At 63.7% G+C, this 24,908-nt stretch carries 24 protein-coding genes; 20 read left to right on the top strand and 4 right to left on the bottom strand.

The features are described from left to right. Window positions 1-195 precede the first annotated feature (195 nt). A complete protein-coding gene (gene rph / locus CVS28_RS06175; protein WP_103464518.1) occupies window positions 196-942 on the top strand; it encodes a ribonuclease PH in 747 nt (248 codons plus the stop codon). Then, entirely contained in the window at window positions 942-1,568 is a 627-nt protein-coding gene (gene rdgB, locus CVS28_RS06170; protein WP_103464517.1) for an RdgB/HAM1 family non-canonical purine NTP pyrophosphatase, read from the top strand. Before rph ends, rdgB begins: the two co-directional genes overlap by 1 nt. 128 nt (window positions 1,569-1,696) lie before the next feature. Here rdgB and CVS28_RS06165 read toward each other — a convergent pair whose 3' ends face one another. Continuing rightward, window positions 1,697-2,431: a VTT domain-containing protein gene (locus tag CVS28_RS06165; RefSeq protein ID WP_243399724.1), complete on the bottom strand. Its 735-nt coding sequence runs from the start codon at window positions 2,429-2,431 to the stop codon at window positions 1,697-1,699. Between the two features lie 205 nt (window positions 2,432-2,636). Here CVS28_RS06165 and CVS28_RS06160 point away from each other — a divergent pair, with 205 nt between their 5' ends. From CVS28_RS06160 to CVS28_RS06135, 6 genes are all read left to right on the top strand, one after another. Beyond that, complete coding sequence (locus CVS28_RS06160) at window positions 2,637-2,996, top strand: GntR family transcriptional regulator (RefSeq protein ID WP_103481092.1); 360 nt, start codon at window positions 2,637-2,639, stop codon at window positions 2,994-2,996. After that, the gene (locus CVS28_RS06155) at window positions 2,993-3,940 is read left to right on the top strand and encodes an ABC transporter ATP-binding protein (RefSeq protein WP_103481011.1); all 948 of its coding nucleotides are present in this window, start codon (window positions 2,993-2,995) and stop codon (window positions 3,938-3,940) included. The genes CVS28_RS06160 and CVS28_RS06155 overlap by 4 nt, the downstream gene beginning before the upstream one ends. Further along, the gene (locus tag CVS28_RS06150) at window positions 3,937-4,626 is read left to right on the top strand and encodes a hypothetical protein (RefSeq protein WP_207797169.1); all 690 of its coding nucleotides are present in this window, start codon (window positions 3,937-3,939) and stop codon (window positions 4,624-4,626) included. The genes CVS28_RS06155 and CVS28_RS06150 overlap by 4 nt, the downstream gene beginning before the upstream one ends. 129 nt (window positions 4,627-4,755) lie before the next feature. Next, window positions 4,756-5,754 carry a 3'-5' exonuclease gene (locus tag CVS28_RS06145; protein WP_103481010.1) on the top strand — a complete coding sequence of 333 codons (999 nt, stop codon included), beginning with the start codon at window positions 4,756-4,758 and terminating at the stop codon, window positions 5,752-5,754. A gap of 50 nt (window positions 5,755-5,804) precedes the next feature. Then, complete coding sequence (locus tag CVS28_RS06140) at window positions 5,805-6,212, top strand: MmcQ/YjbR family DNA-binding protein (RefSeq protein WP_103481009.1); 408 nt, start codon at window positions 5,805-5,807, stop codon at window positions 6,210-6,212. A gap of 93 nt (window positions 6,213-6,305) precedes the next feature. Next, the gene (locus CVS28_RS06135; protein ID WP_103464513.1) at window positions 6,306-6,848 is read left to right on the top strand and encodes a DUF4395 domain-containing protein; all 543 of its coding nucleotides are present in this window, start codon (window positions 6,306-6,308) and stop codon (window positions 6,846-6,848) included. A gap of 46 nt (window positions 6,849-6,894) precedes the next feature. Here the strand turns inward: CVS28_RS06135 and CVS28_RS06130 are convergent, their stop codons facing one another. Next, window positions 6,895-7,986 carry an ADP-ribosylglycohydrolase family protein gene (locus tag CVS28_RS06130; RefSeq protein WP_103481008.1) on the bottom strand — a complete coding sequence of 364 codons (1,092 nt, stop codon included), beginning with the start codon at window positions 7,984-7,986 and terminating at the stop codon, window positions 6,895-6,897. A gap of 85 nt (window positions 7,987-8,071) precedes the next feature. Between CVS28_RS06130 and CVS28_RS06125 the strand changes: the two genes are divergently transcribed. The 7 genes from CVS28_RS06125 (at window position 8,072) to CVS28_RS06095 (ending at window position 16,129) form a co-directional block, all read left to right on the top strand. Beyond that, window positions 8,072-8,428 (top strand): YidH family protein, encoded by a 357-nt coding sequence (locus CVS28_RS06125; RefSeq protein WP_103464511.1) that lies wholly within the window; start codon window positions 8,072-8,074, stop codon window positions 8,426-8,428. A gap of 1 nt (window position 8,429) precedes the next feature. Then, complete coding sequence (locus CVS28_RS06120; RefSeq protein ID WP_103464510.1) at window positions 8,430-8,837, top strand: DUF202 domain-containing protein; 408 nt, start codon at window positions 8,430-8,432, stop codon at window positions 8,835-8,837. A gap of 51 nt (window positions 8,838-8,888) precedes the next feature. Then, the gene (locus CVS28_RS06115) at window positions 8,889-9,890 is read left to right on the top strand and encodes an aquaporin (RefSeq protein WP_103481007.1); all 1,002 of its coding nucleotides are present in this window, start codon (window positions 8,889-8,891) and stop codon (window positions 9,888-9,890) included. Between the two features lie 110 nt (window positions 9,891-10,000). Continuing rightward, window positions 10,001-10,363, top strand: coding sequence for an SdpI family protein (locus tag CVS28_RS06110; RefSeq protein WP_103464508.1), 363 nt, complete (start codon window positions 10,001-10,003; stop codon window positions 10,361-10,363). A 78-nt stretch (window positions 10,364-10,441) separates the two neighbouring features. Next, window positions 10,442-11,626, top strand: coding sequence for an exonuclease SbcCD subunit D (locus CVS28_RS06105; protein ID WP_103481006.1), 1,185 nt, complete (start codon window positions 10,442-10,444; stop codon window positions 11,624-11,626). After that, window positions 11,623-14,697 (top strand): AAA family ATPase, encoded by a 3,075-nt coding sequence (locus CVS28_RS06100; protein ID WP_103481005.1) that lies wholly within the window; start codon window positions 11,623-11,625, stop codon window positions 14,695-14,697. The genes CVS28_RS06105 and CVS28_RS06100 overlap by 4 nt, the downstream gene beginning before the upstream one ends. A gap of 100 nt (window positions 14,698-14,797) precedes the next feature. Beyond that, a complete protein-coding gene (locus CVS28_RS06095; protein ID WP_103481004.1) occupies window positions 14,798-16,129 on the top strand; it encodes an MFS transporter in 1,332 nt (443 codons plus the stop codon). On the opposite strand, the gene CVS28_RS06090 is transcribed toward CVS28_RS06095, so the two are convergent. Further along, window positions 16,098-16,916 (bottom strand): alpha/beta fold hydrolase, encoded by an 819-nt coding sequence (locus CVS28_RS06090; RefSeq protein WP_103481003.1) that lies wholly within the window; start codon window positions 16,914-16,916, stop codon window positions 16,098-16,100. The two genes, CVS28_RS06095 and CVS28_RS06090, sit on opposite strands and share 32 nt — an antisense overlap. Before the next feature lie 118 nt (window positions 16,917-17,034). Beyond that, window positions 17,035-18,507 carry an amino acid permease gene (locus CVS28_RS06085; RefSeq protein ID WP_103464503.1) on the bottom strand — a complete coding sequence of 491 codons (1,473 nt, stop codon included), beginning with the start codon at window positions 18,505-18,507 and terminating at the stop codon, window positions 17,035-17,037. A 233-nt stretch (window positions 18,508-18,740) separates the two neighbouring features. On the opposite strand from CVS28_RS06085, the gene CVS28_RS06080 reads away from it, so the two are divergent. The 5 genes from CVS28_RS06080 to CVS28_RS06060 all read left to right on the top strand — a co-directional run bounded on the left by CVS28_RS06080 (window position 18,741) and on the right by CVS28_RS06060 (window position 24,892). Then, the gene (locus CVS28_RS06080; protein ID WP_103481090.1) at window positions 18,741-19,604 is read left to right on the top strand and encodes an NUDIX hydrolase; all 864 of its coding nucleotides are present in this window, start codon (window positions 18,741-18,743) and stop codon (window positions 19,602-19,604) included. 70 nt (window positions 19,605-19,674) lie between these two features. Beyond that, complete coding sequence (gene nadA / locus CVS28_RS06075; protein ID WP_103481002.1) at window positions 19,675-21,015, top strand: quinolinate synthase NadA; 1,341 nt, start codon at window positions 19,675-19,677, stop codon at window positions 21,013-21,015. Further along, window positions 21,012-22,766, top strand: coding sequence for an L-aspartate oxidase (locus tag CVS28_RS06070; protein WP_103481001.1), 1,755 nt, complete (start codon window positions 21,012-21,014; stop codon window positions 22,764-22,766). Before nadA ends, CVS28_RS06070 begins: the two co-directional genes overlap by 4 nt. Further along, a complete protein-coding gene (gene nadC / locus CVS28_RS06065) occupies window positions 22,763-23,674 on the top strand; it encodes a carboxylating nicotinate-nucleotide diphosphorylase (RefSeq protein ID WP_103481000.1) in 912 nt (303 codons plus the stop codon). The genes CVS28_RS06070 and nadC overlap by 4 nt, the downstream gene beginning before the upstream one ends. 3 nt (window positions 23,675-23,677) lie before the next feature. Beyond that, the gene (locus tag CVS28_RS06060) at window positions 23,678-24,892 is read left to right on the top strand and encodes a cysteine desulfurase family protein (protein ID WP_103480999.1); all 1,215 of its coding nucleotides are present in this window, start codon (window positions 23,678-23,680) and stop codon (window positions 24,890-24,892) included. The last annotated feature ends 16 nt before the right edge of the window (window positions 24,893-24,908 follow it).

The raw sequence follows: 24,908 nt of genomic DNA, 5'->3' as shown, positions 1-24,908 counted from the left end.
TTCCTCCCGTCCAGCGGGCTTCACAAGGCGGCTCCCATCACCGGGGGCCGCCTTTTTCACCACTGCTGACCGTAGCCGCGAGATGCATGGTTGCACGCGGCATTGTGCGGCCACGGTCAGCAGTCGATGCCAGTAGCCGCACTCCCCAACCCCGCTGCTCCCGCTCGTGGCCCCTCGGGCGCTAGGCTTGTCACCATGACATCCACTGAAACTGTTTCCTTGCGCTCTGACGGGCGCGCCAATGACCAACTCCGCGACATCACCATCACCCGCGGCTGGTCCAAGCAGGCCGAAGGCTCGGCACTGATCGAATTCGGCAACACCCGCGTGTTGTGCACCGCATCCCTGACACCTGGTGTGCCGCGCTGGCTCAAAGGCGAAGGCACCGGCTGGGTCACGGCCGAATACGCGATGCTGCCGCGCGCCACGAACACCCGTAACTCCCGCGAATCCGTCAAGGGCAAAATTGGCGGCCGCACCCATGAGATTTCCCGTCTGATCGGCCGCTCATTGCGCTCCATCATCGACCTCAAGGCCCTGGGCGAAAACACCATCGTGCTGGACTGCGACGTTCTTCAGGCCGACGGCGGCACCCGCACGGCAGCGATCACCGGCGCCTATGTGGCACTGGCCGACGCCATCGCCTACGCCAAGGAGAACAAGCTGATCGCCAAGAACGCCCAGCCGCTCATTGACACGGTCTCCGCCATCTCCGTGGGCATCATCGACGGGGTCCCCATGCTGGACCTGCCCTACGTTGAGGACGTCCGCGCCGAGACCGACATGAACGTCGTCGTCACCGGCTCCGGCAAGTTCGTCGAAGTCCAGGGCACCGCAGAAGGAGCACCCTTTGACCGTGACGAACTGAACCAGCTGCTCGATCTGGCCCTCATCGGCACCACCGAACTGACCCGGATTCAGCGCGAAACCCTCGGCCTCTGATGAGCGCACCCAAGCTGGTTTTGGCCACCCACAACCAGGGCAAGCTGCGTGAGCTGCGTGAATTATTGCGCGGCCAGGTGCCGGGTTTGGATGTGGATGCTGACGTGGTCGACGCCGGAGCTCTCGGAGCGCCCGACGTAGCCGAAACGGGTGTCACCTTTGCACAGAACGCGTTACTGAAGGCGCACGCCGTGGCACAGTTCAGCGGAGCCCTGGCCATAGCCGACGACTCAGGATTGGCCGTAGACGTGCTCGGCGGTGCGCCCGGGATCTTCTCTGCCCGCTGGGCGGGGACACACGGCGATGACACGGCCAATCTCAATCTGCTGTTGGCGCAGCTCTCAGACATTGCCCCCGATCATCGTGGTGCCCGCTTTGTGTGCGCTGCGGCGTTGGCCAGCCCCGACGGCTCGGTGGACGTTGTGGAGAAGGGGACCCTGGATGGAACCCTGCTGAGCGAACCACGGGGCGAGGGTGGCTTTGGCTACGACCCCATCCTGGCGCCCCTGGGCCTGGACAAGTCCTGCGCGGAGCTGACAGGCGCTGAAAAGAACGCCATCAGCCACCGCGGCAACGCGTTCCGTGCGCTGCTGCCGCACATCATCAAGGCCCTCTCCCAACTATGACGCAGTAGGTGCTAAATTCACGGCGATTTCCAGCACCTACTGCGTCATAGTTGGGTGGGGGAAAGCAAAAAGCGACCCGCAGCAATTTGCTGCGGGTCGCTTTTCGATGGTTGCGGGAACTGTGAAAATTACGGGGTGGGCTCGGCCTGCTGCGTGACCTTCTTCTTGCGACGGCTGCTCAGGGCCTTGAGGAACTCGATGCCAATGGGGATGACCGAGACGGCAACAATGGCGATGAAGATGATGTCGAGGTTGTCGCGCACCCACGGCACCTTGTTGCCCAGGAAGTAACCCAAGTAGGTGACTCCGCCTGCCCACAGCACGGCGCCAATGGCGTTGAAGAGCAGGAACTTGCGCATGTCCATCTTGGCGACGCCCACAATGACGGGAACAAAGGTGCGCACAATCGGGACGAAGCGGGCCAGGATCAGGGCCTTGCCGCCGTGCTTTTCGAAGAAGGCGTGTGCGCTGTCCACATGTTGCTTCTTGAAAAACTTGGAGTCGGGCTTGTTGAAGATGGCGGGGCCGGCCTTGTAGCCGATGTAGTAGCCCATCTGATTGCCTACGAAACCGGAGACAATCAACATCCCCATCAACACATAGATGTTCACGGGCATGGCGCCGGTGCTCACCAGCAGGCCGGCCGTGAACAGCAGTGAATCGCCCGGCAGGAAGAAGCCCACCAGCAGGCCGGTTTCGGCGAAGATGATGGCGCAGGCAATGATCACTACCCAGAAGCCCAGGGCGGAGTTGTCCAGGATCTTCATGGGATCCAGCCAGTCGGGGAGGAAGCCGAGGGAGGGTACGGCTCCGTGTCCCACAAGCGCGGGCAGGGCAGAGTCACTGAGTGCGGTTAGTATCACCGTTCCAGATTACGGCACTTAGCTGGACGCTTCCTCCATCCATGGGCTGATGTTTCGGCACCCCTTGACTATTACTTCATTGCTTGTATGGTTAGTTACATGAGTAATGAACCAATGGGGTTGGCTAGCGGTCCGGGCGGCCGGGGCTTGGCGGTGATGGCCGGTGATTGATGACAGCAAGCCGATCTTTTTGCAGATTGCGGAAATGATCGAGAACGACATAGTTGACGGGGCTCTGGGCGAAGAGACGCAAGTACCTTCCACCAATGAGTTTGCGGCTTTCCACGGGATCAACCCGGCCACGGCAGCCAAGGGCGTCAACCGCCTTGTTGATGACGGGATCCTTTACAAGAAGAGGGGAATCGGCATGTTTGTTGCCACCGGATCCCGCGCCGTGCTGATGGGCCGGCGCCGGGAGGATTTTTACGAACAGTTTGTCCGCCCGCTGGCCAGTGAGGCCCGCAAGTTGGGGATCGACGGCGTTGCGCTGGCGGAGATGCTGGCCCGGGACCCGGGCGCAGGGGAAGAAAACACCAGAGCCAATGCGAAAGAAGGCGCGTTATGAGCACATCCATTGTCCAGGTGATGGACCTTCGTCGGCACTACCGTGACGTCCAGGCCCTCGATGGTGTCAGCCTCAGCCTGGAGCGGGACAAGATCTACGGCTTGCTGGGCCGCAACGGCGCCGGCAAGACAACCCTCATGTCCATCCTGACTGCCCAGGGTTTTGCCAGCAGCGGATCCGTGAGCGTCTTCGGGGAGCACCCCTATGAAAATGAAAAAGTGCTCAGCAGGATTTGCTTCATCCGTGAATCACAGAAGTACCCGGATGACTTCAAGCCGGTGCACGCTTTCAAGGCAGCAGCGTTGTTCTACAAAAATTGGGACAACGCGCTGGCCCTGCAATTGGCCAAGGAATTCCAACTGCCCATGAAGCGCCGAATCAAAAAGCTCTCGCGCGGCCAGCTTTCGGCAGTGGGCGTCATCATTGGGCTCGCCTCACGTGCGGAGTTGACCTTCTTCGACGAACCCTATCTGGGCCTGGATGCAGTGGCACGGCAGCTCTTTTACGACAGGCTGTTGGCTGACTACACGGAATTCCCGCGCACCATCGTCTTGTCCTCACACCTGATTGACGAGGTGGCGAATCTGCTCGAGCACGTCATCATCATTGACAAGGGCCGCATCATCCTTGACGACGACGCCGAGAACATCCGCGGATCAGCCATCAATATTGCCGGCACCAGTGCGCGCGTCGAGGCATTTGCCGCAGGCCGCAGCGTCCTGCACAGGGAGAGCATCGGTGCGTTGCTGTCGCTCACCCTGGAGGGTTCCCTGACGGCCGCCGAACGCCGCGAAGCCCAAGAGCTTGGCCTGGAACTGGGGCCGGTGTCGCTCCAGCAGTTTGTCATCCGAAAAACGCTCGACGCCGAGGCGGCCCTGGACGGCCCGTCCCCGGACCCCGTCGAAGCAAACCCGAAGATCACCCGGACAGGAGCATCACGATGAACCGCGCACTGGGAGTTGCCAAAATGCAGCTCATCAACAAATGGACGTTTCTGGGCATACCTGCTGTGATCATCACAGGATCGTTCCTGCTCAGCATGGTCATTTGGGCCCTGATCCCGGACTCGGTGGGCGTCAAATACTCCGGCGCTGGCCAGGCGGTCATGTGGTACTTCTTTGGCCTGGGCATCCAGTCCCTGACCCTGAGCTTCCCGTTCTCGCAGGGCCTGAGCATCAGCCGCCGGAACTTCTTCCTTGGCACGGTGGGGCTGTTCACTGTGCTTGCTGCCGGGATTGCAGCCCTGTATGTGGTGCTGGGCCTCATTGAAAGCGCCACCAACGGCTGGAACCTGCAGGGCCGCATGTTTGCCATCTCCTGGGTCGCGGACCAGCCGTGGTTCATCCAATGGTTCTTTTACTTCGTCATGATGATGTTCCTGCTCCTGCTGGGTTTCTGGTTCGCCACCGTTTACAAGCGCTGGCAGGCGACGGGAACGCTGGTCATGTCGCTCTCGCTGGCGGTGCTGCTGGTGGGTGCCATCGCCCTCATCACGCTGCAGGGCTGGTGGCCAGCGGTCGGAGCGTGGGCCATCACCCTGACGCCGGCCAGCATCGGAGTGCTGGCTCTGGCCCTGGTTCTCATGCTGGGAGTTGGCGCCTACCTGACACTGCGCCGGGCCACACCCTAGAGAAATTCAAAGGTAAGTCCGACGCCGGAACGCAAGCCCCGGCGTCGGACTTACCTTTGCGCTGGGGCAGAGGTGTGACGCGCGGCTCGAGATGTATTAAGCGTCCGCGGCGGGCGGTAGCCTTGATGGGTGCCTCTGGACTTTACTGCCATCGATTTTGAAACCGCCAACGGATTTAGGGGATCGCCCTGCTCCGTTGGTCTGACAAAGGTCCGTGGCGGGGTGATTGTGGATGAGGGCTACTGGCTCATGCGCCCGCCCGTTGGCCATGACCACTTTGACTCCCGAAACATCACCATCCACGGGATCACCCCCGACGACGTTGCCACCGCCCCGCGCTTCCGTGAGGTCTTTCCGGAGGTGCTGGACTTTATTGGCCAGGATGCCCTGGTGGCGCACAATGCCGCCTTTGATGTGGGCGTGATCCGTTCGGCGTCGGAAGTCTCCGGCATGGCCTCGCCGGCCTTTGACTATGCGTGCACGGTGATCCTGTCCCGCAAGAACTATTCACTCCCGTCCTACTCGCTGCCGTTCGTGGCGCAGGAGGCAGGAGTCCCGCTGCTCAACCACCACGACGCCACAGAAGATGCGCGGGCCTGCGCCGGGATCATGGTGGACATTGCCGCCAAGCACGGCGCCAACAGCGTCCAGGACATTTTTGCCTCGATGAAACTGGCCATGCCCCACGTTGACGCCTACGACCCTGCCCGGGACGAGATGTCCAAGGCCACCCGCTCGGCCCTGGAGAAGATGGCGGAGATGAAGGCGGGGATTGCCGGCGGTGCCGTCCGGGGCGGCCGCGTCAGCTGGTCCACGGAAGGCCCCAACCCGCTGCCGAATTCACACGCCGATGATTCACACCCCTTGTTTGGGCAGACGCTGGTCTTCACCGGCGACCTGAGCCTGGGGCGTCCCGAGGCAAAGCAGCGAGCAGCCGTGTACGGTGCCCAATGCGCCAGTAATGTGACGCTCAAAACCACTGTGCTGGTGGTGGGCAGCGGGTTCACGGCCACCGATCTGCGCAGCGGGCGGCTCACCTCCAAGGCGCAGCGGGTGCTGGAATTGCAGCGCCGCGGCCAGGGCATTGAGGTGCTTTCCGAGGGCGAATTCATGCAGATGATCGGCTAAGACGCAGAACCCGCTGGTGCCACCGGGGCCCGCGCGCCTAGGATGCTCCCATGGCCCATCCTCGAATGTACAGCGACGATGACCCATTCCTGCTCCGGCTGCGGGGCCTGTGCTTTGCCTTCCCGCAGGCCATCGAGAAGGAAACTTTTGGTCGGCCCACGTTCAGATGCGGCAAAATCTTTGCGTATTACGGCCAGGGCCAAAGCGGGCACCCCCGGCCCGCCTCCATCCAGGTGCTGCCGGAAGCTGACGAGCGTGAGGCGTTGCTGGCAGACCCGCGTTTCTACCTCCCCTCCTACATTGGACCGTACGGCTGGGTGGGGCTCGATCTGACCCTGGCCGAGCCGGATTGGCAGGAAATTGCCGAGCTACTGGACAGCTCCTACCGCCGGATTGCACCAGCCGCCTGCTTGGTGCTGCTGGAACGCGACGGCTCACCGGCAGACCGCCGGCCGTAGCCTGCCCCCGCGCCCGGCTGTCAAATGGCAACCGGCTGTCACATGGGGCAACAATGCTTTATTTCCAGTGCTGCCGCGTCCTACTGTGGGAACATGACACAGCTAGCGAAGTTCCACGCCGCAGCCGATTCCGTGCAGCCTCCCCGGCCCGGCGCCCTCAAGCGGTTCTTCGCCTTCCCGAACCCGGTCAATGAATACGCGGCACGATTCACCGCCGGCATCATTGTGGTCCTGGCACTGGTGGCAGTGGTTGGATCGATCGTGTGGCTGGTGGGGATCATCGCGGCGGGATTTGCGCTGCGCGTAGCCTTTGGCCCACGCATTTCCCCGGCCGCCCAACTGTCTGTGAAGGTCCTGGCCCCGCGCCTGGGCGCACCCAAATTGGTGCCTGGCCCGCCAAAACGGTTCGCCCAGGGGATTGGTGCTGTCCTGTCCATCGCGGCGTTTGTGCTGCTCCTGTCAGGCGTGGCACCCCTTGGCTGGTTGCTCATGGTCATGCTGCTGATGGCCGCCTCGCTCGAGGCGGTTATCGGTTTGTGCCTGGGCTGCCTGATCTTTGGCTGGCTCCAGCGCCGCGGGCTCATCCCCGCCAGCATCTGTGCCGAATGCGCCAACTTCACGCTGCGCACGCACTGACTGGGCACTAACTGACTGCGCAATAGTTGAGAGCGCCAGCGCCAAGTTACTCCCCGGTGGTGAGCTTGATGAAGTCAGCTCCCAGGCGGCGAATCAGGGCCGGTGCCTCGCACAGCGTAAGCCACGACGGCGGCAAGGCCGCTTCCCCGTAGAGCGCACCAAGGATGTTCCCGGCAATGGATCCGGTGGAATCACTGTCGCCGCTGTGGTTCACGGCCAAACGCTGTGCAGCGAGAAAGTGTTCCACGGGCGAGGACGACGTTGCTGCGGTGGCCAGCACTGCGTAGAGGGCCACAGCCAGAGCCTCCTCCGCCACCCAACCCAAGCCCAGCGCGGCGGTGAGGGAATCGCCGTTCAGGGGTTCGCCGTCGTGCGTGGAAAGCGTAAGGGCCGCCGCCAGACGGGCGAGCAGCTCGGCGTCGGGGGAGGGCTCGGCAGCGGCACGGTCCCGGGCGGACTCGGCCGCAGCCCGGAGCGGCAAGCCGCCCACCACCAGCTCATGGATGAGCCAGCTAAACGCCCCGGAGCTCTGGCGCGCGGAAGGGTGTCCGTGGGTCAGGGACGCGGCGTCGGAACTCATCTTGTAGACGGTTTCGGCCTCAACATTGGGCAGCAGGCCGTAAGGAGCGGAGCGCATGACCGTCCCGCAGCCCTTGGAATCAAGGTTCACGGGCCGGAAAGCCGTGCCCATCTCACCCGTGGCGAGCCCGCTCAGGCAGGCGCTTCCCGGGTGGCGCTGGTGGTGCAGGACGCTCTGGGCATCAATCCAGCGCGGCGCCTGCTCGGGGGCGTGCTCGGCGCCGGGAACACCCTGGGTCTTGAACCAGCGCAGGTATGCCAGCCACTGGCAGGCGTTGATGTCCGCGCCCACGCCGTTGTTGGCCCATTCCAGGACATCCAGCAAACCATCCAGAGTGTAGAGGGTCATCTGGGTGTCGTCGGAAAAATGCACCGGCATCTGAGCCTGGGACAAGTCAACCAAGCCGGACGGGCCGTACCGGGCGGTGATTTCTGCCAGCGAATCAAACTCCACCAAATAGCCGAAGGCGTCGCCCAGCGCGCCTCCCATGAGTGTTCCTTGGACGCGGCTGGCAAAGCTGGCCGTTGGCTCGCCGGGGGACTGCGCTGCAATTGTCATGACACTAATTTACCGTCCTTCGGTGGGACATTCATGCCCAGTAGACTCGTAGCTGAACAACCACCCCACACTAATGAGGAGACCCATGCGCGAGCCTGCGTGGCGACGGACCGGGACGATGCCTGACTACAGGTTTTCCCTGGCCAACGAGCGGACGTTTTTGGCCTGGGTGCGCACTGCACTGGCCCTGCTGGCAGGGGCTGTGGCCATTGACCAGCTGGCACCGGAGATAGCACCGCCGGTGGTGCGCATCATCTTGTGCATGGTGCTGGCCCTGATTGGGGCCGTGCTGGCGGTGGTCAGCTACCGGCGCTGGGCCCATCAGGAACAAGCCATGCGCAACGATGAAGAGCTGCCGCATTCCTGGCTCATGCTCGGGATGACTATTGTGGTCTCTCTGGCGGCCATCGTTTTTGCCGTCCTGATTATGGTCCGGCCCTAATTTGGGTGCCACGCACGCCCCGGCCAGGGACCCCGGGCTGCAGCCCGAGCGGACGGCTCTGGCCTGGCGGCGCACCGTCATGAGTGCAATCATCGCCAGTGTCCTGATTTGGCGCGGCTGGATCCAAGCCCTTGCGGGTACCCAAACTGCTGCCGAGAGTGCCTCATTGATAGGCCAGGGCAGCCCGGCCCATATCGTTGGGCTGGGCATCTGCGCCGTGGTGGCCAGTGTGACAACCATCATATTGGTGATGTGTTCGGTGGTCCGGATCCGCCTGCTGCACGCCGGGGTTGGGGTGTTGGAGAGCAGTGCCCACATCACCGTGCCGACTCTTATGGTACGCACAGCATCGGCCGCTATAGTTGCTCTGGCGCTCGCCACCATGTGTGCCATGGCCTTGGGGATTTAGTCCCCGGCGCAGCCCTTGACTTTATGTTTCCTACCGAAGGATTTCAACACCATGACTACACCCGGAACGGCTACGGCGCATGCCTACCCGCTCAGTACCCGCGTTGCCATTGAGGGGCTGGGCAGCTTCTTCATTGTGTTTGCAGGTCTGGCCACGGCACTGTTTAGCGCAACGGGGTCAGGCTCCACAGTGGGCTTCGCCTACGGGCTGGCCATGGTGGCCGTCATCATTTCCTTCGGGCACATCTCCAACGGCTACTTCAACCCGGCGTTTTCGTTGGGCATGGCCGTTGCCGGCCGCCTGAAGTACTCGGCCATGGCCCTGTACATCGTGGCCCAGACTGTTGGCGGCCTGCTGGCAACTGCTGTATTGCTGGCCCTGGTCAAGGTCATGCCGGCCGGTGCCACCCCCGAAACGCCCAAACTGTTCGGCGCACTGGCCAACGGTTTTGACTCGCATTCCCCGTCCCAGGTGCCCATGGTGGGCGTGCTGATCGTGGAAATTGTTGCCGTTGCCGTGCTGACGGCACTGATTCTGGGCATAACCTCTGCCCGCAACACCACCTCGCTTGGCCCCGTCGGCATTGGCCTGGGCTTTGCTGTGGCCATCGGCATCACCATGCCCCTGAGCAACGGTTCGCTGAACCCGGCCCGCGCCACCTCCGTGGTTTTCCTGGCCGAGTCCTGGGCCGCCGGCCAGCTGTGGTTGTTCTGGCTCGCCCCGCTCTTTGGTGCAGCCTTGGCCGCAGCCATTTTCCGTTCCTTCGCTCCTTCCGCGTCCCTGGTTGCTGCGGATCTGACGGACGACGCCGCTGCTCCCGCAGCTGATGCCGCCACCATTGATTCTTCCGATTCTTCGGATTCTTCGGCAACGCAGGTCGAGACGGACAAGCTGCCCAAGCCAGTGCCTGCATCCGGCCACGACGGCGCAGCTGCCCGGAAGGCTGCCCCGACTGAGGGTGCTAAGACTGACGGTGCCGATAGTGACAGTGCCGCTACTGACAGGGCCGTGATTGACGACGCCCAGGCGTTCTTCGACGGCCGCAAGAAGTAACCCGCATTTCCTTTTCCAACTGACCCGCAGAAAACGCCGAAAATTCACGGTTTTACCGTGATTTTCGGCGTTTTCTGCGGGTCAGTTGGCTTTGGCGCTAGGCTTGGTGGATGCTGATCTTCTCCCTCCTGTTTCTTGCCGCGTGCTCACTGGGCATTGCTGCCGCCAATCATGCGTGCGCCGCAGGGAAAATCAAGAAGAATCCGTTGCTTGGCATTCGAACAGCCAAAACTATGGTCAATGAGGACACCTGGAAGGCCGGGCACGCCGCCGCCGTGCAGCCGCTCTGGGTCAGTGGCATTGCCGCGGCAGCCATTTCCTTGGCCGGGTTATTGTTCTTGGAGGACCCCAACACCCAGCTCGTCATGGTTTTCCTAGCGTGCGCCCTGCTGGTCACAGCAGTCATTTACGGTGCCAAGCTGGCAAATGTTGCTGCTGTGGAAGCTTTGACCGTAGAAAAAGCGCGCCGCTAAGCTTCTTCCCCGGTCTGGCCTCCACCCGCACGCCCTGGCTGTGACAGAAATGTCGGTGCCCTCCTATAGCGTGGAACCATGAAGCTACTTCACACCTCCGACTGGCATTTGGGCAGGTCCTTCCACGGTGTTGGCACCCTCGCTGCACAACACCGGTTTGCCGATCAGCTCCTGGAAACAGTCACCTCAGAAAACGTCGATGTGGTCCTGGTTGCCGGGGATGTCTACGACCGCGCACTGCCCAGCGTGGATGTTGTGAATCTCTTCGATGACATCCTGGCCAGGCTCAACGCTGCCGGCGTGCAGGTGGTGGTGAGCAGTGGCAACCATGATTCCGCGACACGGCTTGGCTTTGGTGGCAGGCTGCTGGAGAGCGCCGGTGTGCATTTGCGCACGCGGCTGGCGGATCTGGCCGTGCCAATTCTGCTTCCCTTGGATGGCGGTGCCAGCGGCGACGACGGCGAGCCGCCTGCCACCGTTGCCATTTACGGCATTCCCTTTCTGGAACCCCGACTGGCAGCCCAAGATCTGGGCGTGGAAAACCCCACACACTTCAGCGTGACGGAGGCAGCCCTCAAACTCATTGCTGCAGATCTGGCCACGCGCGCGCCAGGAACCCCCAGTGTGGTTCTGGCCCACACCTTTGCCAGCGGCGGGATCTCCTCGGCCAGTGAACGTGAACTGTCCATTGGGGGTGTTGGTGCCGTCCCCCTGGACCTTTTTGAGCCCTTCAGCTATGCGGCACTGGGGCACTTGCACGGGCCCCAGACGCTGAGCCATTCGGTGCGCTACTCCGGTTCGCCGCTGCCGTACTCCTTCTCCGAAGCCAAACACAACAAGGGTGCGTGGCTGGTGGAAATCACTGCCACGGGTTTGGGGGAGGTGCGCAAGGTGGACTGGGCGCCGGAGCGTGGGTTGAGCATCCTCAGCGGCAAATTGGAGGAGTTGCTCTCGTCAGTCGATTTTGACCAGGCGGAAGAACACTTCTGCCAGATCACCCTCACCGACAACGACCGCCCAGAACAGGCCATGGAGCGGCTGCGTGTGCGGTTCCCCAACACGCTGGTGTTGATGTTCGCCCCGGACATTGCGCGTGAGTCCGATCAACAAAGTTACGGTGAGCGGATTTCCGCCGCGGCCAATGAGCTGGACCTCTGCTGTGGTTTCCTTGACCATGTGCGGCACCGGCCCGCGAACGACGACGAACAAAAAGTTTTGCGCGAAGCCTTGACTGCGGTCCGGGTACAGGAGGCGTCCCTATGAGGATTCACCGTTTGGAAATCCAGGCCTTTGGTCCGTTTGCCGGGCGTGAAGTGGTGGACTTTGACGAGTTGGGTGCCCAGGGCCTCTTCCTGCTCAATGGTTCCACGGGAGCCGGGAAGACAAGCGTCCTGGACGCCATTGCCTACGCCCTCTACGGACAGGTTCCAGGAGCAAGGCAGGGCACCAGCGGGCAGCTGCGCAGCCACCACGCGGGCGAGGGTGTTGGCCCCGAGGTTTTGTGTGAATTCAGTGCCGGCGGGCGGCGTTTGGAGGTCCAGCGCAAGCCCGAGTGGATGCGTCCGGTAAAGCGCGGCCAGGGCACCACCCGGGAGCAGGCCAGCACCCAATTGCGCGAGCAAACCGCCGACGGTTGGGAAGTGAAGTCCACCCGCAACGATGAAGCTGCGGCTGAAATTCAGGGACTGTTGGGCATGACCATGGCCCAGTTCACCAAAGTGGTTTTGTTGGCCCAGGGGGATTTTGCCGCGTTCCTGCGTGCCACTGCCGAGGAACGCCAAACATTGTTGCAAAAACTCTTTGGCACCGACATTTACAAGGACTTGGAGGTCCGCCTGACCGCCGAGTCCAGACAGGCAAACACTGATGTTGCTGCCGGTCTGAATGAGTTGGCAGCTACGCAGCAGTTGGCCCGCAGCCAGAGCGCGCCCACCCTGGCCGCCGACGTTGCCGCTCAAGCCCAAGCATCCCCGCCCGAGCAGGACACGGACGCAGTGGACATTGCAGAACTTGCCGGCCTGGAGCTATTTGCCGAACTGGGTCGACAGGTGGCGCTGGCGGTTGCGGCCGCGCAAGGCCGTGCGGCGCAGGCAGAGCAACAACACGATCACCTTGAGGAGGCTGTGCGGGACGCGCAGGCCCGCAGCGCGCGCCACACGGCGCTGGCTTCGGCAGTGGCGGAACAGCTCAGGCTCGCCGGGCTGGCTGAGCAGTCCCGGCTATGGCGCCACCAGCAGGAACAGCACCACGAAGCCCAAGTCCTTGCGGCGGTGGTGGATGCTGCTGTGACAACATCTCAGGCTGGCCAGCAGGCGCGCGCAATGGTGGCCTCTGCTGCGGCCAGTTTCAGCACCAATGAGGTGGCCGTGGCGTTGCTGGGCCAACCCGTGGATACTGCTGGCGCCAGCGCCTTGGAAACCGTGGACCGTGAGCTGACAACACAGCTGGCCGCTGTGGCAGCCGTGCTGCCGGATGAAGTGCGGCTCGGTGAAAAAACCACCTTGCTCGCCGGCAACCGGAGCTCGCTTTCGCTTGTCCTGACGCTCCAGCAAGAGCAAGGCGAAGCAGTGGGTGCGGCAAGGACACGACTAGACCAGATTCAAGGACAGCTGACGGCACTGCGTGAGGGCGCGCAGAGCGTGGAACTCACACAACAAGCAGCACAGCAGGCAGAGAGCCTTGTTCACACCATCATCGAACACACAGCCCAACAACTGTTGGTCACGCACCTGGCGGAGGCAGAAAGCAGTGCGCGCGGCCAGGCTCTCGACGCCAAGGAAACGTGGCTTCAGGCCTTCGATCGCCGGCTCAGCCAGGTTGCCGGTGAACTGGCGGCCGACTTGGTGGACGGCGACCCGTGCCAAGTTTGCGGCAGCACAGTGCATCCGGACCCCTCTCCCTTAGCCAGCTCCGGAGCAGACCTGCCCAAGGCCGAGAAAGCAGCCAAGCAGGCCCACGAACTGGCCGAGAAAATGGCCAATACGGCACGTACGGAGCTGGCTCAGGGCCAGAGCACTTTGGCCGTTCTGGTGGAACGCGGAGGAACGGGCAAGCTCAACGACGCACAGGATGCGGTGGTGCAGGCAACGATGGCCCATGAACGGGCCAGCAAAACTGTGAGCGAGATTGCCGCCCTGGCCGCCGAGGCCGCCACCCACGAGGAACACCTTGCCGCGGCCCGGTCAGCCGGCCTGGCCGCGGCAGAACGCGCGGCTGCACTGAGTGCCACCAATGCGGCATTGGGCCAAGAAATTGAGCTCCTGAATGAGCAGCTGACGCTGGCCCGCGACGGATACCCGTCGTTGGCGTTGCGGCAGGCCGCCCTGACCCAGGCACAAGTGCCCGCCGATGCGCTTTTGCGAGCCGTCCGTGAGCGCGGCACGGCGATGCAGGCCCAGGAAGCGGCAGCCATTGCCCTGACACAAGCCCTGGCGGCATCCGACTTTTCCGATGTTGCACAGGTCAAGGAAGCCCTGCTCAGCCCTTCGGAGGCGGCGGCCGTGGACAAGGACTTGAAGGACTACACCAGGGCTGTTGCTGTCAACGCGGACAGACTGGCGGCAGCCGACGCGGTACTGGCCGCTCAGGAAGCAGCGGCAAACGTCCCCGTCCCCACAGTTGCGGAACTAGAGGCCCTGCGCAGTGCGGCCAAGGACGCCCAAACTCACGCACGTGCCGGTGCCGTGGCTCTGGGGCTGGCAGAATCGGCTGCGGGCCAGCTTGCGGCCACGGAAATTTCCTTCAGGAAGCTGGAGGCAACCGTGGCGCCACTGCGTGAACGGGCTGCTTTGTTGGCCGGGCTCGCTGATGTGGTGCGCGGATCCGGTGACAACAGGTACAAGATGACGCTGACCAGCTATGTTTTGGCGGCCCGGCTGGAACAGGTGGCCCAGGCGGCGTCCCTGCGCCTGTCTACCATGAGCGACGCCCGGTACACCCTGCGCCATAGCGACGCAAAAACCGGCGGAAACAGAAAATCGGGGCTGGGCCTGGAAGTCGTTGACCAGTGGACCGGCGTGAGCCGGGACACCGCCACGTTGTCCGGTGGGGAGTCGTTCATGGCGTCCTTGTCCCTGGCGCTGGGATTATCAGATGTTGTGCAGCAGGAATCCGGCGGACTGGACATGGAAACCCTCTTCGTTGACGAGGGCTTTGGCAGCCTTGACGAGCAATCCCTGGAGCAAGTCATGGATGCGTTGGAAGGCCTGCGCGACGGCGGGCGCATGATTGGCCTGGTCAGCCACGTGGCGGAGATGAAGACACGGATCCCCATGCACCTGCACGTCTTGAAGGGCCGCAGCGGTTCCACCCTGACAGTGGGAAGCCTCGAATAGTTCCGGCCCGGCCCGATCCCCACTAGACTGGAAACGTATTTGGGTTCGGTGTACCGGGTGGGGGGACGGTGCACGCGTATTTTGAGCTGACCGGATACACATGACTTCCTCACTTCCCAGCCTCCCGAACCCCATTTCCACCCCTGAGCCGCCCGCCCCAGACAACGCGGGCAAGGGTGGCCGTTATGGCATGCTGCCTCGGCTGGCCGGGAAAAGCTACATCCCGCTGGGCCTCTTTGCCCGCGTGCCCCTGGCCATGCTCACCATTGGTGTCCTCACTCTGGTCACGGCCGTCAGTGAGTCCTATGCGATTGGTGGCTACGCCGCCGGTGCCGTGGGTGTAGGTGCGGCCATTGGTGCCCCCTTGGTGGGGTATCTCGCCGACAGGTTCGGCCAAAAACGAGTCCTGCTGGTCTCCGCGGTGTCCAACGCCGTGCTGGTGTGCGCCGTGGTGCTCATGGCCTACGGCATCGGCGAATTCACCGTTGGCGCCACCGTGGCCATGCTGGCCGCTGCGCTGCTGGCCGGGGCCAGTTCTCCCCAGGTGGGGCCGTTGTCCCGGGTACGGTGGATGGCGCTGAGCAAGAAGCTGCCCAAGAAGGAACAAGGCCCACTGGTTGACACGGCCTTGTCCCTGGAAGGCACCGCCGACGAAGTGACCTTTGTGCTGGGGCCGGCCCTGGTTGGCCTGCTGGCATCACTCGTGGCACCCTGGCTGCCACTGGTCCTGGCCGCAGCCATGACGGTGACACTGGTGACACTTTTTGCCATCCACCCCACCCAGGCCGCCGTCGGAGCACGCCAAAACTCAGTGACCAGCAACGCCGGATACATCCCCGCCGAACCCATCAAATGGTTGCGTGTTGCCGTCCCTGTGTTGGGCATGGTCTGCATGGGGGCGTTCTTCGGATCCTCCCAGACAGCCTTGACGGCGTTCACCGGTGTGCACGGTTCCGTGGACCAGGCCGGACTGATGTATGCCGTCATGGGTGCCAGTTCCGCAGTGACCGCCCTGTCCGTGGCCTATTGGCCCGTGGCCTTCAGGCACGCCTGGCGCTGGGTGCTGACGGCCGGGCTGATGGCCGCCGGGACCCTGGCCTTCCTGCTGCCGGACTCCCTGGGCTCCATGATCATCGTCCTGTTGCTGGTGGGCCTCCCTGTTGGTCCCACCATGGTCACCATTTTCAGTGTGGGCAGCGTCATTGCCCCGCCACAGTGGATGGGCACGGTCATGACAGCCCTGGCCAGCGGCATTGTGGCAGGCACCGCGCTGGGATCCTCGATCGCCGGTTCGCTGGCCCAAACCGTGGGCTACCACACGGCATTCGTGGTCCCCATTGTTGCCGCCAGCGCCCTGTTTGTGATGGGTGTTGTCTCAGCCGTTGTGCTGCGAAAAAACCTCAGCCGAGGAAATTCAGCGCAGCAGCCTTAAACTCTCTGGAGGTCACCGTGTTGTTGTGTGTGCGCCCCGCTACGACCATCATGGTGGCACCGGTGCAAAGCCCGGCCAGGCGGTCCATGGTGGCGGCCCTTTCATCATGTTCCCCGGCAACCAGTAAAACGGGCATGCGCGGCACGGCGTCCGTGGGATCAAAGGGTTCCATTTTGACTGCCTGAATCAGTGACAGCAGGGCGAAAATGTCGTTGGAGGGGACCAGCTGGGCCATGTTGAGCAGCCATGCTGTTGACTCATCGGCAATGGGGGTGCCGTCGTTGAGGAAATTCTGGGCCGCGGCCAGGTCAAAATCAGCCAGCGGGTCCTGTGGATTGGGTCCGCCCAACACCATTTTACGGACCAGTTCCGGCTGCGTGGCGCCAAATTCCCAAGCCAACCGCGAACCCAGTGAATAGCCGATCACATCGACACCGCTGCCGGGTTCCCCGGGCACCAAGGGGCGCACTCCTTGATCGACGAGGACTTGCAGCAGATCGGCGCGGATCTTTCCCGGCGTATAGGAGTCCAAGTCGTACGGGGAGCTGCTGCTGCCATGGCCGGGCAGATCCACGGCAATCACGTGGCGCCCGGCATCATTGAGGGCCTTGACCCAGCCGGTTTTGACCCAATTCAGCTCCACGGATGAGGCAAAGCCGTGAATCAAAAACACGGGAGGCAGTGGGGCCGGTGTGGCACTGTCAAAGACCAGAACGTTCAGCCCTGTATCCCCGCCTTCCACGCTGTGGGGAGCCACCGCTACTGTGTGCTTGCCTGGGGCATTCATGACTCCACCTTCCACGCGGTGGCCCGCGCCGCCGTCGTACGTCCAGAGTAGCGAAAACTTCAGGCGAACGGTGAACGGTGTGCGCGCCGTTGCGCACGCCGTCCAACTGAGGGGTGGTTTAGCTTGACACCGGACGGCGCTGGAAGCGTTGAGCCAGTGCGCAAACAACGGCGATGCCGGCCACGAGGGTGAACGTGCCGAACAGCTGGCCCCGGCTGGATTCTCCGATGAAGCCCACGGCAAAGATCGCGGCCAGAAGTACCAGCCCGAAGATGGTCAGCGCGGGAAACGCCTTCATGCGCAGGGGCAGGACGGTACCGTCCCGGTCCGCGCGTCGCCGCAGGATCAGCTGTGATACCAAGGCGATGCCCCAGACGATCAGGCAGGTGGACCCCACCAAGTTCAGCAGCGCGTCGAGGACCCGGTTCGGGAACAGCAGCTCCAGGACTACAGCGGCAAAGCCGAAACTGACCGAAACGGCCACGGCTGCCAAGGGAACCTGGCGCGCGGTGGTGCGGGAAAAAATGCGGGGGGCCTCGCCACGGTCAGCCAGCGAATAAATCATGCGGGAGGCGCCGTAGAGGTTGGCATTCAACGCCGAGAGCAACGCAGCCACGGCCACCAGCGTGATTGCCGTGCCGGCCCATTCAATCCCGGCGACGTTGAGCACGGCAGCGAACGGGGAGCTGAGATCCGGTGAATTCCAGGGCAAAACTACCGCGATGATGAAGATGGAGCCAATGTAGAACACCAGGATGCGCCAGACAACTGTGCGCACCGCAATGGCCACACTGCGCTGGGGATCCGCTGTCTCCGCGGCGGCGACCGCCACGATTTCCGTGCCGCCAAAGGCAAAGACCACCACAAAGAGGCCGGTGGCTATTCCTGACAGGCCGTTCGGGGCAAAGCCGCCGTTGTTGACTAGATTGCCCAGTCCCGGTGACGGTGTCCCGGGCAGCCAGCCCAGCAGGAGCAGCGCGCCAAACACGAGGAACAAGACAATGGCGCCAACCTTGAGCAGCGCAAACCAAAATTCAAATTCACCATAGTTTTTCACCGACGTCAGGTTAATCGCCGTGAAGGTGACCATGAAAATCAGGGTCAGCGCCCAAACGGGGATGACCGGCCAAACACTGACTAGCAGGGCGGCCGCCCCGAGTGCTTCGGCGGCAATCACCACCACCAGCTGCAGCCACCACAGCCAGCCCACCGTGGAACCGGCCACCGGGCCCATGGCCTTTTGCGCGTACACGGAGAACGCGCCGGAGTTTGGGTGGGCGGCAGCCATTTCACCCAGCGCCCACATGACCAGGATGATCAGGGTGCCCGCGGCCAGGTAGGAAATCAGGACGGCGGGCCCGGCCTCGGCCAAACCCTTCCCGGAACCCAGGAAGAGCCCCGCACCGATGGCGCTGCCGAGCCCCATCATGGTGAGTTGGCGTTGTTTCAGCGAGTGGCCCAGGCCCCCACTGCGGGCGTTGGAGTGGTCCTTCACATCTCCCCCGGGGGTGCCCGAGCCTGCTTGTGAGGGGGCGCTTTGATTGGCGCCTGTATCAACAGGCCCCTTGGGTGTTGGCTTTGAGGGGCTCATGGGGCAAGTGCTTCCTGGGTGTGGGACATACCGCAAGAGCTGAGAAAGCAAGCGGTGCGGGCAACAAGTCGATAGTGCCCTGCCTAGGATTATCCCCCGAAAACAGCGGGACTTTGTCATCGGCTTATGGCGGGGATCACTCTGGACACTATTTGCTGATGCGTTGTTTGAGTCGTAAGCTTAGTTGTAGTCAAGTTGACTATAACTAGATTTGATAGTTCGGGGTGGTGAAAATGCAGCAACAGTCCAGGCTTGGTTCCAGCGTAGGGTCAGGCACGCTCGCCGGCATTGCCCCGGCCGCGGCGCCCCTTGAGGTCCAGCTGCCAGAGGTCCAGCTGCCAGAGGTCCAGCTGCCAGAGGTCCAGCTGCCAGAGGTCCGGCTGCCAGCGGTCCCGCTGCCTGTGGGGGCCGCCAATGTGAGCGAACGGCTGGCACAAGCACCTGCCCTGGCAATTTCCACCGTCATCTTTGCCCTGCGGCCCAGCGAATCCAGCGGCCGCCCCACCCTGTGGCTTCCTCTGGTGCGCCGCATCCGTGAGCCGTTCATTGGGCAGTGGGCGCTGCCTGGCGGTCCGCTGACCCAGGCCGATTCCCTGCAGGATGCTGCCGCCCGCAACTTGGCGGACACCACCGGGCTGGCGCCGAACTATCTTGAACAGCTCTACGCTTTCGGCGGCCTGCACCGCTCACCCAGCCAGCGCGTGGTCTCCATTGTGTATTGGGCCATGGTCCAATCCACCGAGGCTGCCATGGCCAGGGAATCCGAAAATGTGAAGTGGTTCCGGGCTGACGAGCTGACCGAGCTGGCCTTTGACCACAAGCAAATTGTTGACTACGCCCTGTGGCGCCTGCGCAACAAAATGACCTACGGCTCCATCGCCTACTACCTGCTGGGTGAGAAGTTCACTTTGGCACAGGTGCGCGAGGTGTATGAGGCCGTGTTGGGCAGGACCGTGGATCCTGCCAACTTCCGCCGCCAGCTCAAACAGGCGGCGCACATTGAAGCCACGGACGAGTACCTGCAGGGCGGCAAGCACCGTCCCCCCAGGCTCTACCGCTACACCGGAGACACCTTCTCCGACTCGCCGTCACCCTAGGCACCAGCAACTCCCCAAAACCCCAGCATTTTCCTGTTACCGGACCAACGTCACCGCTACGGAGCAAGCCATGTCATCTGTCAACACCACCATCCAGCTCATGACCCGTGAGGAAGCCCTTGCCGCGGGCAAGGCCGGCCGCGAGCAGTCCAGCTGCAGCACCGAGCTCTCCAAGGGCCCCTGGGAATTTGACCTGGCCGAGGCGCTCGCCGGCACTCCGGGCTACGGCCCCGGCGCCTCCAGCGAGGACAAGGCCCCCCAGGAGACCCCCCAACAGGGCCAGCTGCCGCAGGAATACAAGGACGCCTCCGACGCCGAGCTCAAGGCGCGCATCCTTAGCGCTAAGGCTGAACTGGGGGAACGCGTCGTCGTGCTGGGGCATTTCTACCAGCGCGATGAGGTGGTGGAATTTGCCGACTTTGTGGGGGACTCCTTCCAGCTGGCCAACGCCGCCAAGAACCGCAGCGAGGCCGAGGCCATTGTCTTCTGCGGTGTGCACTTCATGGCCGAGACGGCCGACATGCTCTCGGGCAGTCACCAATCGGTCATCCTGCCCAACCTGGCCGCGGGCTGCTCCATGGCTGACATGGCGGATCTGCCCTCCGTAGAGGCCTGCTGGGCCCAGTTGGAAAAGCTCTATGGCACCGAGCCCGACGCCGAGGGCCGGGTTCCTGTCATCCCCGTCACCTACATGAATTCCTCGGCTGCGCTGAAGGCTTTCTGCGGTGAGCACGGCGGCATTGTGTGCACCTCATCGAACGCCTCAACAGTGCTGGAATGGGCTTTTGCGCGGGGCCAGCGCGTGCTGTTCTTCCCGGACCAGCACCTGGGCCGCAACACGGCCAAGGCCATGGGTGTTGCGTTGGCGAACATGCCGCTGTGGAACCCGCGCATGCCTCTGGGCGGCAACAGCGAACAGGTCATGGCCGATGCCAAGGTGGTGCTGTGGCAGGGGTTCTGCTCCGTCCACAAGCGCTTCACCGTGGCGCAGATTGCGCAGGCCCGGATTGATTTCCCCGGCGTGCGGGTGGTGGTGCACCCGGAGTGCCCCATGGAGGTGGTGGATGCCGCTGACGAGGCCGGCTCCACGGACTACATTCTCAAAGCCATCCAAGGCGCCCCGGACGGCAGTACCTTCGCCATTGGCACCGAGATCAACATGGTTAACAGGCTGGCGGCACAGTACCCGCAGCACACCATCTTCTGCCTTGACCCGGTGATCTGTCCCTGCTCCACCATGTACCGGATCCACCCCGGCTACCTGGCCTGGGTGCTGGAGGGGCTGCTGCGCGGTGAGGTGCTCAATCAAATCACGGTGCCGGAAGCCACGGCCGTCAACGCCCGCATTGCCCTGGAACGGATGCTCGCGGCCAAGCCCAGCCAGGCCCAACCAGCTGCGCCGCTGTCATGACAGCCCGCAACTCGCACCTGGTGGTGGTGGGCAGCGGCATAGCTGGGCTGTACAGCGCGCTGCTGGCCGCCGAGGCGGGACTGCGGGTGACGCTGCTGACCAAGGGCAAGCTCGCCCACAGCAACACCCACTTTGCCCAGGGCGGGATCTGTGCCGTGCTGTCCCCGGGAGAGGCCGCCCCCGGGGACAGTGTTGCCGCGCACATTGCCGACACGCTCAAGGCCGGGGCGGGACAATGTGATCTTGAAGCCGTGCGCATCCTGTGCAGCGAGGCAGCGTCAGATATCGCAGCGCTGGAACGTTTCGGTGTGGCGTTTGACCGAGACCCGGAGACCGGGCGCCGGGCGTTGGGCCTGGAGGGGGCGCATTCGGCTGCCCGCATCCTCCACGCGGGCGGCGACGCCACAGGGGCGGCCATCGCCGACGGCCTGATCCGGGCCGTGCTTGACGCGGCCGCCCTGGGCACCCTCACCATTGAAGAAGACGCCTTTTTGCAGGAATTGCTGGTGCGGCAAGGCCGTGTGACGGGTGTGTTGTTCCGCCGTTCGCGCGAGGCCGCGGACTCCGTGACCCTGCCTGCCGATGCCGTCCTGCTGGCCACCGGCGGTGCCGGCCAGCTCTTTGAATTCACCACCAACCCCGAGGTGGCAACGGCCGACGGCGTGGCCGCCGCGTGGCGGGCGGGGGCACTGCTGGCGGACCTGGAGTACTTTCAATTCCACCCAACCGCCCTGGCCGTTGGCAAGAACTTCCTCATATCCGAAGCCGTACGGGGAGCCGGGGCCGTGCTCCGCGACGCATCCGGCGAGGCCTTCATGCTCAGCTTCCACCCCGACGGCGAGCTGGCGCCCCGCGATGTGGTCTCGCGCAGCATTGCCGCCCACCTGGCCCGCAGCAGCGAAGGTGCCGCGTCCGCAGATTCGCCCCGGACCGTTTTCCTTGACGCCACGGCCGTGGAGAAGCTCCATGGTGCCGGGTACCTGGCCAAGCGGTTCCCCACGATTGACGCCATGACCGGCGCACTGGGCTTTGACTGGTCACGGGAATGGCTGCCGGTTGCGCCGGCGGCGCATTATTGGATGGGTGGGGTGGCCACCAACCTCAACGCCCAAACGTCCCTGCCCGGGTTGTACGCCGCAGGCGAGGTGGCCTGCACGGGAGTCCACGGCGCCAACCGGCTGGCCTCCAACTCGCTCCTTGAGGGGCTTGTCTTTGGCCGACGGGGCGTTGCTGCGTTCCTTGCCGAAACACACGACGCCGAAACGCAGGGCGCCGAAGCGCAGGACGCGCATCCGCTCGCCGCCAGTTGGCCTGAACTACCCGTTACGGGCACGGTGCGCCCGGGTGTCCTTGAACCGACAGCCACGAAAAAGCCCACAGCCCCGGCGGCAGAGCCGTTTAGCCGTCTGGCCCTGCGCTCCCTGATGAGCGGCCATGTAGGTGTGGTCCGGGACGGGGCGGGCCTGCGTCACGCCCAAGCCGTGCTCGCTAACTGGCGCTCGCAGTCCCTCGGCGAAGGCATCGCAGGAACCTCGGCGGAGGCCGCCGAATCCAGGAACCTGCTCTTGGTGGCAGAACTTCTGGTGCATGCGGCCCTGGCCCGTGAGGAGTCGGTGGGTGCCCATTGCCGCAGCGACCACCCCGGTGGCGACCAGGGCACCCGTGCCTCCCGCTTCTGGATCAACACCAACTCCTGCCCCGCCACGGAGCAAACCACCAGCCTTGCCGAACTTGAAAGTGAATCAGTATGAACGCGCTCCACACAGTCCCGCCCGCAGCCACCGCAACAGCCACGTTGCCAGCCCTCCCGGCCACGGCCGTGGAGACCATCCTGCGGGCTGCCTTCCTGGAGGATGCCCCGTATGGTGACATCACCTCCGCCACCTTGCTGCCCGCCCAGGCCCAGGCCACGGCCTGGCTGGTCGCCCGGGAACCGGGCATCTTCTCCGGCGGCGAGGTGTTCACAGCTGCCATGCTCATGCAGGACCCCAGGGCCCAGGTTGAGCAGCTGATTGCCGATGGGCAGCCTTTTGACGCGGGCACCCGCATCATGCGCGTCACGGGTCTGGCCCGCGGTGTGCTGACGGCTGAGCGCATTGCCCTGAACCTGACCCAGCGCATGAGCGCCATTGCAACCCAGACGGCGGAATATGCGGCCCTGATCGCGAACACCAAGGCAAGGGTGACGGACACCCGCAAAACCACCCCGGGTTTGCGCGTGCTCGAACGCCATGCTGTTCGCTGCGGCGGCGGACACAACCACCGGTTCTCGCTTTCCGACGCTGTCCTGGCCAAGGACAACCACCTGGCCGTCTTGACCGGGGGAGACCTGGGCGAGCTGGCAGCTGCCCTGTCCGGGGTGCGGGCGCAGTTGCCTCACACCGTCCACTTTGAGGTTGAGGTGGACAGCATTGAGCAAATCGAAGCAGTGCTGGCAGCCGGCGTGGACACCATCATGTTGGACAACTTCAGCAATGAGCAGCTGGTGGCGGGTGTTGCCTTGGTCAGTGGCCGGGCGCTGGTAGAGGCCAGCGGCAACGTCAACCTGGGCACCATCGCCGCGATTGCCCAAACAGGTGTGGACATCATTTCCGTTGGCGCGCTCACCCACAGCGTCCGGGCCTTGGACCTTGGCCTGGACATCGCCATCGAGGCCTGAGCCGTGATCTTCCTGGACGCCGCAGCCACCACGCCCGTCCGGCGCGAGGTCATTGAGGCGATGTTCCCGTATCTGACGAACCAGTTTGGCAACCCCTCCAGCCACCATGAGCTGGGGCAGCTGGCAGCCACAGCCTTGGCAGCGGCCAGGGAGCAATGCGCGGCCGTTCTGGGCTGCCACGCCGAGGAATTGATCTTCACTTCCGGAGGTACCGAGGCGGACAATCTGGCGCTCAAGGGCATTGCCTTGGCGCGTCGGGCCGCCAATCCTGCCCGCAACAGGGTTGTCATCAGCGCCATTGAGCATCCTGCCATTGCCGACTCCGCCGACTACCTGAGCCGGGTTCACGGTTTTGTGGTTGAGCTGGTGCCCGTGGGCCCTGACGGCGTGGTGGATCCTGCGGTGTTCGCCGCGGTGCTGGGCGGTGCTAGGGCAGGCAGTGCTGGGGCAGGCAGGGACGACGGCGGCACGCAGGTGCCCGGCGCGGATGTGGCCATCGCTTCGGTCATGTACGCCAACAACGAGGTGGGCACGATCCAGGACATCCCCGTGCTGGCCAGGATTGCCCGCAGTCACGGCGTACCGTTCCACAGCGATGCCGTCCAGGCGGCTGGCTGGCTGGATCTGGACGTCAACCGGCTCGGTGTCGATGCCTTGAGCATCTCCGGGCACAAGCTGGGGGCACCCAAGGGTGTTGGCTTGCTGTACGTGAAGGGCTCAGTGCCGCTGGAACCGCTGATCCACGGTGGGGGCCAGGAAGGCGGCATCCGCTCAGGCACTGAAAATGTGGCGTTCGCCGTGGCCCTGGCCACGGCGTTGGGGCTCTCCGAGACGGGCCGGGCAGAGTCCGCGGTTCGCGTCGCTGCCCTTCGGGACGGCTTCATAGACAGCGTGTTGGAGCAAATTCCTGCGGCCAGTTTGACGGGTCATCGCAGCAGCCGCCTGCCCGGCGTGGCATCGTTTTGCTTCCCAGGGACCAGTGGGGAGTCGTTGCTGTTGGAACTCGAGCGGCAATCCATCATGTGCTCCTCCGGATCGGCCTGTGCCGCCGGCTCCGATGAACCCTCAGCCGTGTTGAGCGCCATGGCTGTGGAACGCGCCGTGGCGCAGACGGCCTTGCGATTTAGCTTGGGCGCGGACGTTGCCGAGAATGATTTGGTGCTAGCTGTGCGTGAATTGGTGGCGGCCGTGGCCACGGTGGGCAAGCTGGGACGCTGAGGCAAGGCGAGCCCAG

It is taken from the genome of Arthrobacter glacialis, from assembly GCF_002909415.1.
Lineage (GTDB): Bacteria > Actinomycetota > Actinomycetes > Actinomycetales > Micrococcaceae > Specibacter > Specibacter glacialis.
The sequence above is the reverse complement of the archived record's forward strand: the minus strand, read 5'-3'. Positions and strand labels throughout refer to the sequence as shown.